The following is a 14,213-nucleotide window of genomic DNA, read 5'->3' on the forward strand; positions in this document are numbered from 1 at the left end:
ATATATTGTAAACGCAAAAAATAACACATACTCTTTTAAAAAAAGTACGTGCTATTGTATGTCTGAATGATTTGCCCCTACTTGCCCATTACCATTCACTGAGATATTTGTTTGTTGATTTTTCTGTTGATTCACATATAAATACTTTGAATCTTGTTGTTGTTGATTAACTTGTTTTAAATCGTATTGTTCATCTAAATGTTTATTTGCATAATTAATTGCAATAACTTTGCGTTCTCTTGGCGTAAAGTCAGTTTCTGATAATCTATGATTGTCTTTTTTTACATATGTAGTCTTTTGATGTTTTACATCGTTATTATTATTATTGTCATTTTTTTCAGAAGCTTTGGCTGTTTTAAAGTCAGTTATTTGAGTTGTTTTCTCTATAACAGAAAGTTTATTTGCTTTTGAAAATGTACAAATGGTTTGATGTACTTTAGCTAATGCGTTTTGATTCGTTGCTAAAAATATTAAACCAATTAAACAAATAGTCAAAATAACTGCAAATATACTCAATAATAAGTTTTTCAAATTCATCCCCTTACCCACATTTCTTAATTGATTTTTGTCTATCTTAACATAGTCATATTCAATTTCAGTTATGTAGGTCACAATTTAAATAGATTGTAATATTTGTAACAGTATTATTACTAAAGTTGTTATTTTTGTTACATAAAATCATTAAAAAACGAAATAACTCGATTTAATTCTTTATTTTAATCTATTTTTTACATCAAAATTTATTTCTTTAGTTTCTAATTGTTCGAATACTATATCAAAAATTTAAAAAGTTTTACTATTTTAAAAAGGTGCTATGTTTTCAAAAATACCAATTTATCAAAAAAGCTGTTCACGTACATTAAAAAGTACAATGAACAGCTATCATTTTAAAATTTACTTTTGAGTGATATTTTTTCTAACTACTTTTTCAATAAATATAATGACAATACCACTTAATGATACAGCTATTGCCATATATAAAGGAAATTCTATGTTCACATCAAATAAGGCACCAGCTACTAATGGTCCCATAAAATTCCCCATACTTGTAAATGTTGAATTGAGTCCGCCTGCAAATCCTTGACGATTACCTGCTATATTTGAAAAATAATTTGTAATAGCCGGTCTAATCATGTCAAATCCTATAAAAACAATGAAACTAATTAGCATTATAGTCCAATAACCTTGTGCAACAATAAGCATAACTAGAACGATTGCTGAATATAATAATGACCAAGCTATAAAGTTTAACTCACTAGTATACTTCATGAATTTATCAAAGAAGAAAACTTGGAATAGTGCGCCAAAGATACCGCCACCTGTGATTGCAATTGAAATATCTTTTGGTGTGTAACCTATTTTGTCTGATGTATAAAGTGAAAATAGTGTTTCAAATGCTGATAATCCGAATGCAAGCACTAACGTTAGAATTACTGGTGTTAAGAAAACTTTCCAATTAGTTTTAGTTAATAATTCTGGATCATATTGTGGGAAACCAGCAGTTGTGACTTTTTTCGGATTGTGAATAACAATCAATGACATAATAAATGCGATAATACCTAGACCACCTGCAAAGTAGAAAGGTAATCTATGTGAAATCTCTGCTAAAAATCCCCCAAATCCAGGTCCTAAGATAAAACCAGAATTAATAATCGCAGACATATAACCAAAGTTTTTTGCTTTATCTTGCGATGGTGAAATATCGGCAATAAGACCGGTAACACCCGGCATAACCATACCTGCACTTAGTCCACCTAAAACACGTGAAATAATTAGGATTGAAAATGAATGACCCATCGCAAACATAAATTCAGAAATTGAAAATAAGACTAGACCTATACATATAATTAATTTTTTTCCTAATTTGTCTGCTAATCCACCACCAAAAGGTGAAATAATCATTTGCGCTAAAGCAAACACAGCAACTAGTATACCTAAATCGCTACCTTTTAACCCTAAATCTTTAAGATAAACAGGTAGTACTGGAATAACCAGTCCAATTCCTAAGAATATTAGAAATATATTAAAGTAGAGTGTAAATAATTGTTTTCTCATAATGGTGTCCCCCTCTCTAACAATGCATAACTTACTTAATATGACATGATTCGTTTAAATAAATTCTTATTATACATGAAAGATTTGTTTTAAAAGTCCGTTCATTGTAATACATTTTCAAAAAAATTAACAGTAAGGCGTTTTAATAATGTAATCATTTAATTCCAATCTTATTTTACTATAATAAATATTTAACTTTCATACTCTTTTAGTTGATTACTGTTACTCATAGCGATATTATTAAAACTCAAATATTTTTTACGCTTTAAAAGAAAAAAATATTAAATCAAATTTCAAAAACGATGTTATGAAAGTAGTGTTTATCATGCAACCTCGATATATAGCAAGAATCTATTTTATCATTCTATTTACTATATCCTTGTTCGAAACAAAAATATTCAACTTTATGACTTTAAATTTATTTTTAGCATATATTCCATTTGAATTGTGTTTATTATTAAAGCTATTTAAACCTATGAAGAAATTTGAATGGCCATTATTTGTCATATTTGGAATGATCTTTTTATTACTTGTTCCAAATACCTTTTACATGATTACTGATTTAATTCATTTAAACCAATTTCAATTCAACTTCTTAATTGGATTAAACTTAAAAGAATGGATTTTCTTTACTTATTTAATGCTAGGTGTCTTTTTAGCAATGTATGTTATGATATTGATTTTCATGGAAATCTTACATTTTACAACACATATTTGGTTGAACCGAGCATTAGTTATTATTCTTATGTTTTTAAACGGTTTAGGTATTTACATGGGTCGTTTTTTAAGAATTCATACTGTTTATTTAATCAATGAACCCCTTAAAATCTTTTACGAAGTTATAAGTGTGTTTAATCTTAAAACATTTATATTTGTATTATTAATGGTCATCATGCAATCAGCAATCATTTTATTTGTAAAAGGAGTTCGACTACAAAAATGATTTTTAACTTACTTATCTTATTGGCAATTATTGTAATTATGCAGCTCATTATCGGACATTTTATTCACGATATTGGGTTTAGCTATGCTAAAAATATTATTTTAATGTTTTTACCTCTCGGAATAGGATTGTTTATTTTACAAGTTTTTTATTATGAACGACGTTTTCCTAATTGGAATGTTCCATTAGGCGTTAAATTACGGTTAAAATATATGTATATTTTAACGTTTTTCGAATATGTAGCAGTGTACGTTTGCTTATTTTGGCTTAAATAAAATCTCATGGTTGTTAATAGTAATGACATTTTGAATATTGCACTTCAAAATACTACTATTAACAACTTTTTTTATGACAATGACTTGAATAATGACATTACTCGATCGCGGCTATCGTTATGATTGACCATTTGTTTAGGGTAATCTTGACCTAATTCAATCCCTTGCTGCTTCAATTTCTTTTGATTTTTCTTGGTATCATGCAATAACTTTGCATCGACATCATTAAAAACGGGTAACCATCTTTTTATATATAATGCTTTAGAATCAAAACGTTCACTCTGTCTCATCGGATTAAACATTCTGAAATATGGCACGGCATCTGTACCAGTTGATGCAGACCATTGCCATCCATGAACATTAGACGCACTATCATAATCAATCAGTTTATCTTTAAAATATGCTTCTCCCCATGTCCAATCTATTAATAAATCTTTAGTTAAAAATTGAGAGGTTACCATTCTCATTCTATTATGCATATAACCAGTTTGATTGAGTTCTTCCATTGCAGCATCAATAATTGGAAAACCTGTTTCTCCATTTTTCCATTTTGTAAATTGATGTTCATTATTTACCCAATCAATGTGTTGGTATTTTTCTTTAAATGCTACATTTGCAGTTTCTGGATATTGCGTCATTAATACATAATAAAACTCTCTAAAAATTAACTCTCTTATAAAAGCTTCATAATTTGATTCATCCATGTCATAACCTTGTAGTAAATCATTAAATACTTGAATAATATCAATAAGACCATATGCCAAAGCAATGCTAAGTTGACTGGTCAACACCTCAGGAAGATATTCTCTATTTGATTCATAATTTTGAATATCATGTTCTAAAAAACTTTGCCATTGTTGCTGAACGTCTTTTTCTGCTAATCCTCTATCTTCAACATCTAGTTTCAATTTCTTTTCAGACGATGATGTTTTATTGGCTATATCTTTTAATTTGTATTGATCTATTTTTCTTTGAATGACGTATGGGCGCCATTTTTTATAAAAACTTGTAAACACTTTATATGGTTCGCCTTGATTATTAAATGTTTTCTTCGGATTAAAATAATGTTGTACTCTTATGGGTTGGACTTCAATTGAAGCTTTATTGAAATGTTGTTTTTGATGAGGATAGTCATATTCTTCTTTATGATAACTCATAATATCACTAGCCATAACAACCTTATCCAACTCTTGTGACTCACAAAATTCAATTAATTGATCGTAATCAATCATATTTACTGAAATATGATTGTTATGTAATTCATTTACAAATTTCTTTAACGTTCCTTTATAAAATGTCTCTTTTAATTGTGAATGATCTCCAAATTGCTCTACAGGAATGATAAACACACATGATTCAATATCATCTAAACGCTGATAAACATACGCTAATAATGGATTATGATTTATTCTAAAAACTCGATTTAATACAACACCTATTTTCATTCTATTGTTACCACCTATTATTTTTTATAGTTTGTTTAATACCCTACTATGAGTTTAATTAATACATTTAAAAATAATAAATATATGCTGCAATCAATAATAATGAAGTAAATAAAAATCCAAATATTAAAATAAGCTTGAGAACAATAGTTGCTCTCAAGCTCTTATAAATCATAGCTCTGATATTTCCCAAGAAATAAAACAAAACCTATAGCTATATTTTTATACTAAACCTAACCATTTCCAGTAAGTTAAACTGAAAATAATAACAAGAATGTATCCAACAATAGTTAATGGAATACCTGATTTCAAGAAATCTTTAACAGTAAATGTGTCAGTTCCGTATGCAAGCATGTTTTGAGGCGCACTTACTGGTAATAAGAATCCAAAACTAATAACAAATTGTTGTATTAATACAAATCCAATAGATTGATCTCCTAAATGTAACGTAGATGTTAGTGAAATAAAGACAGGAATCAATGCAGAAGATAAACTAGTAGCACTCGCAAATCCTAAGTGTATTAAAATATTAAATAATGTAATGAGTGCTATTGTCGCAATAATAGGTAATCCTTTAAGTCCCATCAATCCGAATGTTTGGTCACTTAACCATTGTGCGGCACCTGTTTTTAACAATACATTACCTAATGAAATACCAACACCAAATACAATAATTGTGCCCCAAGGTATTTTCTTTTCTACGCCTTTCCAAGTAATTACACCAACTTTAGGCATCAACATAATACCTAATGCTATTAATGTAATTGAAGCAGAATCAATAGGATGTAATACCTTTTCAGTTGACCAAAATAGTAATAGTAAAACTGAAATAATAATTAAACGCCATTCACGAGGTTTAACAGGACCTAATTGATTTAATTCTTCTTTAATTAGCGCTTTCCCACCCTCAATAGATTCTCGTTCTGGCGGCATGACTTTTATCATAATAAAATAAAGGGCAATAGACATTAGTATTGACCATGGTGCAGCATATAAGAACCATTCGCCCCATGAAACGTCATGGCCTAAATTTTGGTTAATAAAATTAATTGCAACAATATTTTGTGCTGCAGCTGTTTTAATACCTATATTCCAAATCGAAACAGCTTGAACAGATGTAATAATTAAAAGTGAAGCAAGTTTACTTTCTTTTGATACTTTAAATGCTGCGATCATACCTAATAATATAGGTACTACAGCTCCTGCTCTTGCAGTTGCAGAAGGAACAAAAAATGCTAGTACTATGGAAACAAGAATAGCACCAATAACAATGTTCTTTGTTTTATTTCCAACAATAGATAATACTAATAATGCTAAACGTTTGTGTAAGTTCGTTTCTTGCATAGCAGCTGCTAAAAATAATGCTGCTGCAACTAAGGCTACTGCAGATGTAGAGAAACCACTAAACGCTTGTGTTAAAGCATTATTAGTCCCTAACATCTCACTACCTTTTATAATAGCATCACCATTTTTGGGATTACCTAATTGTTCTGATAAGTTTTGAACTGGACTAAACCCAAGTAACAGTATGATTAAACCTAAAATTAACGTCGCTGAAACAGGGTAAGACACCGCTTCTGTCACCCACATAATTACTGCAAATGCTAAAATGGCTAAAGCCATTTTAGCCATAATGGGCAACCCAGCTGGTGTAGGTAAAAGTATAATGGCAATTAATATAACAAAGCTTACAATTATCCATATAGGCTTATAGCCTTTTTTCTCTTTCTTACCTGGTTGGTTATGAACATTCTGGGAGGATTGTTTTGCTTTAGACATGTGCACCTACTCCTTATTATCATTATCTTGTTACTATAAATTATATCAAGAAAACGCTTTATCAAATATAACCAATTACAAAAGACACACAATACTCAATTTTCAAAATAAATATTATACAACTAACTAAACTACACTCAACTAAATGTTTTAATCTATGTTAAATTTAATTGGAAATGAATTATTTTACTTTGTATTTAAGTGTTTCTTTAACTTTTTCCACTGATAATGCTGATTTATCCAATTGTTCACGTTCAGAATCACTTAAATTCAATTCAACGATATTTTCCACACCATTTCTTCCTAATTTCACAGGTAATCCTAAACAAATATCGTCATATCCATATTTACCTTGAGCATACGTAATTGCTGCTAATATACGATGCTTATCTTTCAATATTGTTTCAACCATTTCATAAACCGCTGCAGCTGGAGCATAATAAGCTGAACCATTTCCTAACAATTGAACTATTTCAGCACCGCCTTTGCGTGTTCTATCAACAATCTGTTCTATTATATTTTGTTCTAATAATTCAGCTATTGGAATGCCATTGACTTGAGTAGAATTGATTAATGGCACCATTGTATCGCCATGTCCACCTAATACTAAGCCTTGTACGTCTTCAACAGACACATCAAGTTCTTTGGCAATGAATGTTTGATAACGCGCACTATCTAATACACCGGATTGTCCTAATACTTTATTTTTAGAAAATCCAGATGCAACTAATGCAGAGTATGTCATAGCATCTACAGGATTAGTTAATACTATGATAATGGCATTCGGTGAATATTTAGCTATTTGTTGTGCACTAAGGTGAACTATATCTTCATTAGTTTGTATTAAATCATCTCTATTCATTCCTGGTTTTCTAGCAATTCCTGCAGTTATGACTACAACATCTGAATCTTGTATTTCAGAATAATCAGCAGTTCCTTTAATATCTACATTAAAATTAAATATTGGAGCACTTTCTAGTATATCTAACGCTTTACCTTTAACCACATTTTCAGACTGTGGTCTATCAACAACAACTATGTCAGCGCTTTCATTTTGAGCCAAAATAAAAGCCAATGTAGAGCCAGTTTGCCCTGCACCAATAATCGAAACCTTATTTCGTTTATTCATCCTGCACACTCCCCAATCATTAAATATTAAAAAATAAAACTCTGATATTTCAATATTATTATAACATTGAAATATCAGAGTTTTTTAGTTGTATGTGTAATTTATTTTTTAATTTGACCAAAAATTTCATGATTTATACCAAAAACATATAACAGCGTAAAGAATGCTGCTCCGCTTAATATAGTTAACACAAGCGTTAATATGAGTGTACGTTTAAAGTGACGTATAAATGCAATAAAAAGTAGTCCTAAATTATACGCAAATAACAATCCGAATAACGTCATTGTCACTAATATCTCGGGATAAAAAATATTGCATAATAGTACAATGACTGCAAATATTAAATAAGGAATCATAATTAAATTACGTTCAAATTTAAGTTGTTTCTGTCGTTTATCTTCATTATTCATTCTTTATAAACCCTTCCTAACATTTAATTATAAAATATCTCGACCTAATGCCGCAGTGTATATATCAAACCACTCTTGATCAGTTAATTCAACATTTAATCCAGCAGTAGCTGCATCAATTTTTTCAATAGATCGTGTTCCTAATATTGGCATCACCTCATTAGGATGTTTAATTAACCAAGCTATCATAATAGCAGAAACGTTCACTTGATATTTATTTGCTAAAGGTTCAATGACTGACATGAGGCGTCTACTTTTATCGTCAGAAGTATCAAACAGCTTACCTCCCGCAAAAGGACTCCAAGCCATTACTTTAACTTGATTTTGATACATTTTATCCATTACACCATTATGTAGTATATCTGTTTGATATGGTGATAATTTAAGTTGATTGATACTAATGTGCAACTTATCATGATTAAGACTTTGTTTTAATAAATCATATTGCGTTTCATTAAAGTTAGAAACTCCAAATGATTTAATTTTACCTTCATTAACCAATTCTTTTAGAGCATCTGTAATTTCATCGGGATTCATTAATGGTGACGGTCTATGAATCAATAAACTATCTAAATAATCTACATTTAATCGTTCTAATGAATGATTTACTGACTTAATAATGTGTTGGTGGCTATGATCATATCGGTGTCCATCTGTAAATGTTTGAGTTTCAGATGGTAAAACAATACCGCATTTTGAAACAATTTGTATTTGTTCACGCAATTGTGGTGATAATTTTAATGCCTTACCAAAAAGCGTTTCATTTTGATAATCGCCATAAATATCTGCATGATCCATAGTTGTAATACCACGTTCTACAAGTTGATTAATAAAACGATTTAATGCTTGATCTGATAGTTGCCATTCATTAGCCCGCCAAAATCCTTGCACAATTTTTGAAAAATGAACATATTGGTTAATTTGTGTTCTTTCCATTATAATCACGACCCTTATTTTTTATAATGTATTCACTTCAGTTAGGAACAGTTGAAATTTAAATTAAGTAAATTGTAACATATCCAATTTATTTCTGAGTCGATTTACATCTATATGTTCCCCTATAATCACTATCGTTAATGGCATTTCTTTAGCTATAGCCCCAAAGTCTGGCAAACCATATGAATATTGAAACTCAATTGTTTCATTAGGATTGTCTCTAAATTTTAAATAACCTTTTAATCTCAATACATTTTTCGATAATTGCATAATAAATTGGTAAAATAATTGACGGTCAATAGGACTAGTAAACGTATATTTCATACTAATAATACCGTGATGATGGTGATGTTGATGAAGTTTTGTTGTTTTATCTGTTTGGTTTCGAAGTTGACTGATGTCAAACTTTCCATAAGTAGTCAAAATATGCGGTGCACTCGGATTAATTTTATTTATTTCGTTCTCTATTTTATTTATTTCTTCAGAATCAACGCAATCCATTTTGTTAATGACTAATAAATCACTCATTTCAAGTTGCTCTTCCATTAACGTTTGTGTGGAACTAGTGTAATCATTCCTATTTAAAAATCTTTCAACATCCACTACACTTATAATTTGTGGCATGTCTATATTATCAACTATGGTTGGATCTTGACATGCAGCAAAGATTTCGATAGGATTAGCGACTCCTGTTGCTTCTATAATAATATGATTACAATCATCTTTTTGAATTAAAGATTGAATTTGGTTAATTAAATCAGTTTTTAAGTCACAACACACACAACCATTAATGATTGATCGTACTTCTATATTTGAATCTAAATTTTGACTATCTACATCAAATGAGCCAAATTCATTCATAATCACTTTAATTTTCTCATCAATTTTTAATAATTCACTAATATAATGTGTCAGTAACGTAGTTTTACCACTACCTAAAAAACCGCTTATGATAGAAATTGATATTTTTCTAGATTTATTATTTTTCATTGTAAAATTCCTTTTCTATTACAAGTATTTTTAAAAATGATAACATAAATATTTAATTATCTTTTTGCTTGATTTAACGATAGATATCTTCTAAACTTTAAACATACTTTAATTTTAGCATGACATTGAATCACAGTGTGTTGTGAATTATATTCCGCACAACATAGACGGATTCCAATCCGAATAGAGAGAAAAACGGATAGAATGTCTGGAGGAGAACTTTAATGTCTGATCAACATAATTTAAAAGAGCAACTATGCTTTAGTTTGTACAATGCACAAAGACAAGTAAATCGCTACTATTCAAACAAAGTCTTTAAAAAGTACAATTTAACTTACCCACAATTCCTTGTATTAACAATTTTATGGGATGAATCTCCCGTAAATGTTAAAAAGGTTGTGACTGAACTAGCACTTGATACTGGTACAGTATCCCCACTATTAAAACGAATGGAACAAGTTGATTTAATCAAACGTGAACGTTCCGAAGTCGATCAACGTGAAGTATTTATTCACTTGACTGATAAAAGCGAAAAAATTAGACCCGAACTTAGCAATGCTTCTGAAAAAGTTGCAACTGCTTCATCATTATCACTTGATGAAGTGGATGAACTTAACCGTCTTTTAGGTAAAGTCATTGATGCATTTAATGAAGCTAAAGATAATTAATTAAGCTTTTGTCATGGTAATTTAAAGTTAAAGGTTAGAATCAAACACTTTCAAAGTATAAAAATGCTCTAAAGTACATCTCAGTGCTTTAGAGCATTTTTATTTTTCTAGAAACTATCAATCACATTTTTACTCATTGGTTCAATTGAGTTATTTTATATAAATATCCTTTATTTTGGATAAGTGAATGATAACTACCTGCTTCTTTGATTTCACCGTCTATCATAATTAAAATTTTATCAAAATATGGTAATAAACGTAAATCATGCGTAGCAACAATTAATGTTTTAGCTTGTTTATCAATTAATGTCATCAATTGATCCGTATGATCAGTATCTAGACCAGTAGTTGGCTCATCTAAAATCCAAATATTAGTTTGATTTCTTAATAATAAACGTGCCATGCTTAATCGTTGAATTTCTCCGCCTGATAAAGTATCTCCATCCATTGTTATTTCCTGATTTAAAGCTAAATGGCTCAAATTTAACGCTTTTAACGTATGCCGCATATCATCTTCATCACAATCTGTCAGTAAATTATCTTTGATGGTTCCGTCGAATAATTGTTGTGATTGTAGTAATGCATTGATTTGATGATATTTTTCTTCCTCTTTAATTTGAAATACATCTGTTTGATTTAACATTACCTGTCCGCTGCTTACTTGATATAATCCTAACAAAACATGTAATAGCGTACTCTTACCGCTACCAGATGGACCGATAATAGCGACACGTTCACCTTCTTTAATATGAAATGAAACATGATTCAATACTGATAGTTCTTGATTGTCATATTTAAATATTACATCTTTTACTTCATATAAATCATGTTCATTAGTTTTGTCTAAATCTTTATATAGATGTTCTTTGGATATATCATCGTTTTGAATAACTTCATTAATTTCTGATAACGATTGATCTGTATCTGCTTTATAAAAAGCTACATTACTCATTGGTACAGCTTGTTCAAACAAAGTTAATATCATTAATACAATACTGGTTAAATATACAACATCTAAAGAGTGTGTATGGACTTGAATAGCGCCCAAAACTAATGTAGCAAAAATTGATACCATAGCAATGATATTTAGTAAATAATCATAAACAGTTAAAAATCCCTGTTCTTTACTTTGCAATGCATCATATTGTTGTAAATGTTGTAATACATCATTCTTATAATCTTCGTCCTTATTAAAGCGTTGTAATTCTTGAAATCCTTCACGATAATCAAAAAATCTTGTTAAAAATTGTCTTTGTTGGTGTGATACTACTGTCTTCAATTTACGTGCCCTTTTAGCACTTAAAAATGGAACAAGCCATAATGTCAATATCATACTCGCTGCAATTAATATTGCATGTGCTGGGGAGATGAATAAATATACTGCTATCGTTATCAATGCAGTTATTCCTATGACAATAGGCGGATAATAAACTCTTAAGTATATGTTTTGTAATGCTTCTACTCTACTTACCATACGTGAAATTAAATCGCTAGAATTATATTTTCGATAAACATTTGGTACTACTCTAACTAGTCCTTTAAAGAATTGTGTTCTTACATTTCTTAACATAGTAAAGGTCGTACGGTGAGAATATAATCTTTCATAGTATCGAGATATCGCTCTTAAAAAACCAAATAGTTTAACCGAAACAACTAACACCATTAAAGCATATAATGGAGCTCCTAACGCACTTTCAGTAACCATATATCCACTTAGAAAGAACATCGCTAAAGCAACTAAACTCCCCACGACACCTATAGCTATTGCTATTACTAAATCTTTATCAATTTTAAATTGAATTCGTGACTTCATGATTCATCACCATTTTCTTTAACATTAACTGAAATATTTTTATCATCTTTAATAATCTCACCATCATGTATATATAAACGTCGTGTTGCTTGTCTAATTGTGGAGTCTCTATGAGCAATTATAAGTTGCGTCGTTGCTTTAAATTGATGATGCATCACGCTTTGAATCACTTGTTCCGTTTCTATATCTAAACCAGTTGCTGGTTCATCAAGTATGACTAAGTCTGGTTCCATTACAAGTAAACGACACAATTCAATTCTTCTCATCTGCCCACCAGATAACATTTCTCCACCATCACCAATTAGCGTATGGATTCCATTTTTTAAAGATTGTACCTTTTCTTTTAATTGCACTTGCTCTAATGCTTCTAAAATAATGTCATCACTAACGTCATTAAACATTGAAATATTATCTTTAATTGTGGCAGTAAAAATGTATGGACGTTGACTTAAAATACCTATTTGCATTTGATCATATTTATATGAGACATGACCTTCTGTAGGTTTAAGAGATTGACTGATTAATTTAGCAAAGGTAGTTTTACCTGCCCCACTTGGTCCAACTAATGCGATGTGTTCATGTTCATTAATATCGAGAGTGACATGTTTAATTGAGAAGTCATTCCCCTTTTCATTACTATATTTAAACATGACGTTGCTTAAGCTTATAAGTGGGGATTGGTTTGTATGATAATAATTTATAGGTACACTATTTTCTGATGTACTCTCTAAATATTCAAATACAACATCACTTGCACCTTCACTTTGTTTGCCCGTATGAAACGCTTGTCCTAAATCCTTAATGGCATTATAAAATTCTGGAGCTAAAATAATAGCGATTGCTGCTGTTTTAAAATCAATCGTATGAAAAACAACGAGACTCAGTGCTGCTTCTAATGCTACAAGTCCAATTCCTAATAAGCTGATAAACTCTAACATTAAACTTGATAAAAATGCACTTCTCAAAATTTTCATTGTTAAATCTCTAAAATGTGTACTATCTTCATAGATTTTATTTTCCGTTTGTTTTGTTCGGTTAAATAATTTCAAAGTGATTAACCCATGTGTCATATTGAGAAATCGTTGTCCAAATTGATTTAAATAAGTCATTTGATCCTTAGATTCATCCCGAGTTTTCAACCCAAATATAATATAAAATAATGGAATGAACGGTGCAGTTATGATCATTATCAATGCTGTGTTTAAATGAACAAAGCACATCGCAATCATAATAGCTAAAGGAATCATCATTGACTTAAATACTTGCGGCAAGTAACTTTGATAAAATGGCGCAATACCATTTATTGTTTCTGTTAAAAGTGTCATTTCCTCACCAACTGATTGTGTTGATTGGTGGCGAATCGCTCGTTGACGCAAGTCATGTTTAACTTTAATAGATAAACGGTTACCTAATAATTGATTACAAAAATTCAAAGTTGCACGTATCATCAATACTACAAAAATAAAACTGAGTATAATCATTGGCGATTGTTTTACTTTAAATAACATTATATTTAAAAAGTCTGCTATTGCTATATTCTGTAAAACTACTAATAATGCTAACAATATACATACTATTAGCATTAATGCAGGATAAATTTTATACTTAAATACTAATTGCATTAATTTTTTCACTAGATATTCACCTGATTTTTATTATAATCTCTATATTAAAGATTGAAAGATTAATGTACAACGATAGTGCTTTTGATAATTATATGACGACAAATCTTTCTCATACTTTGGTCTAGTGTTATTACTATTTGTAGCG

The 14,213-nt window shown here is 29.8% G+C and carries 13 protein-coding genes; 3 read left to right on the forward strand and 10 right to left on the reverse strand.

Annotated elements, in window-relative coordinates:
* Positions 1 to 51: 51 nt before the first annotated feature.
* Together LFT63_RS10350 and norA are read right to left on the reverse strand one after the other, a co-directional pair.
* Complete coding sequence (locus LFT63_RS10350; protein ID WP_340769224.1) at positions 52 to 537, reverse strand: hypothetical protein; 486 nt, start codon at positions 535 to 537, stop codon at positions 52 to 54.
* A 357-nt stretch (positions 538 to 894) separates the two neighbouring features.
* A complete protein-coding gene (gene norA / locus LFT63_RS10355) occupies positions 895 to 2,055 on the reverse strand; it encodes a multidrug efflux MFS transporter NorA (protein ID WP_340769061.1) in 1,161 nt (386 codons plus the stop codon).
* A 325-nt stretch (positions 2,056 to 2,380) separates the two neighbouring features.
* On the opposite strand from norA, the gene LFT63_RS10360 reads away from it, so the two are divergent.
* Entirely contained in the window at positions 2,381 to 2,998 is a 618-nt protein-coding gene (locus tag LFT63_RS10360) for a DUF1361 domain-containing protein (RefSeq protein WP_029056448.1), read from the forward strand.
* Positions 2,995 to 3,273 carry a hypothetical protein gene (locus tag LFT63_RS10365; protein WP_340769063.1) on the forward strand — a complete coding sequence of 93 codons (279 nt, stop codon included), beginning with the start codon at positions 2,995 to 2,997 and terminating at the stop codon, positions 3,271 to 3,273. The genes LFT63_RS10360 and LFT63_RS10365 overlap by 4 nt, the downstream gene beginning before the upstream one ends.
* A gap of 71 nt (positions 3,274 to 3,344) precedes the next feature.
* Here LFT63_RS10365 and LFT63_RS10370 read toward each other — a convergent pair whose 3' ends face one another.
* The 6 genes from LFT63_RS10370 to LFT63_RS10395 form a co-directional block, all read right to left on the reverse strand.
* Positions 3,345 to 4,718: a cryptochrome/photolyase family protein gene (locus LFT63_RS10370; protein ID WP_340769064.1), complete on the reverse strand. Its 1,374-nt coding sequence runs from the start codon at positions 4,716 to 4,718 to the stop codon at positions 3,345 to 3,347.
* A gap of 222 nt (positions 4,719 to 4,940) precedes the next feature.
* Positions 4,941 to 6,497, reverse strand: a complete 1,557-nt coding sequence (locus LFT63_RS10375) for an SLC13 family permease (RefSeq protein ID WP_017638395.1) — start codon at positions 6,495 to 6,497, stop codon at positions 4,941 to 4,943.
* A gap of 181 nt (positions 6,498 to 6,678) precedes the next feature.
* Positions 6,679 to 7,626, reverse strand: coding sequence for a malate dehydrogenase (gene mdh / locus LFT63_RS10380; RefSeq protein ID WP_340769066.1), 948 nt, complete (start codon positions 7,624 to 7,626; stop codon positions 6,679 to 6,681).
* Positions 7,627 to 7,727: 101 nt separating this feature from the next.
* Positions 7,728 to 8,036: a hypothetical protein gene (locus LFT63_RS10385; protein ID WP_017638397.1), complete on the reverse strand. Its 309-nt coding sequence runs from the start codon at positions 8,034 to 8,036 to the stop codon at positions 7,728 to 7,730.
* Between the two features lie 27 nt (positions 8,037 to 8,063).
* Positions 8,064 to 8,972: an aldo/keto reductase gene (locus LFT63_RS10390; protein ID WP_108000060.1), complete on the reverse strand. Its 909-nt coding sequence runs from the start codon at positions 8,970 to 8,972 to the stop codon at positions 8,064 to 8,066.
* 63 nt (positions 8,973 to 9,035) lie between these two features.
* Positions 9,036 to 9,962, reverse strand: a complete 927-nt coding sequence (locus LFT63_RS10395) for a CobW family GTP-binding protein (RefSeq protein ID WP_340769070.1) — start codon at positions 9,960 to 9,962, stop codon at positions 9,036 to 9,038.
* 224 nt (positions 9,963 to 10,186) lie between these two features.
* Here LFT63_RS10395 and LFT63_RS10400 point away from each other — a divergent pair, with 224 nt between their 5' ends.
* Positions 10,187 to 10,630, forward strand: a complete 444-nt coding sequence (locus LFT63_RS10400; RefSeq protein WP_029056442.1) for a MarR family winged helix-turn-helix transcriptional regulator — start codon at positions 10,187 to 10,189, stop codon at positions 10,628 to 10,630.
* Between the two features lie 133 nt (positions 10,631 to 10,763).
* On the opposite strand, the gene cydC is transcribed toward LFT63_RS10400, so the two are convergent.
* Positions 10,764 to 12,443 carry a thiol reductant ABC exporter subunit CydC gene (gene cydC, locus LFT63_RS10405; protein ID WP_340769071.1) on the reverse strand — a complete coding sequence of 560 codons (1,680 nt, stop codon included), beginning with the start codon at positions 12,441 to 12,443 and terminating at the stop codon, positions 10,764 to 10,766.
* Positions 12,440 to 14,077 carry an ABC transporter ATP-binding protein/permease gene (locus tag LFT63_RS10410; RefSeq protein WP_340769072.1) on the reverse strand — a complete coding sequence of 546 codons (1,638 nt, stop codon included), beginning with the start codon at positions 14,075 to 14,077 and terminating at the stop codon, positions 12,440 to 12,442. Before LFT63_RS10410 ends, cydC begins: the two co-directional genes overlap by 4 nt.
* Positions 14,078 to 14,213: the final 136 nt, after the last annotated feature.

The sequence above is a fragment of the Staphylococcus sp. FSL H8-0121 genome (assembly GCF_038008425.1).
GTDB classification, from domain to species: Bacteria; Bacillota; Bacilli; order Staphylococcales; family Staphylococcaceae; genus Staphylococcus; species Staphylococcus pasteuri.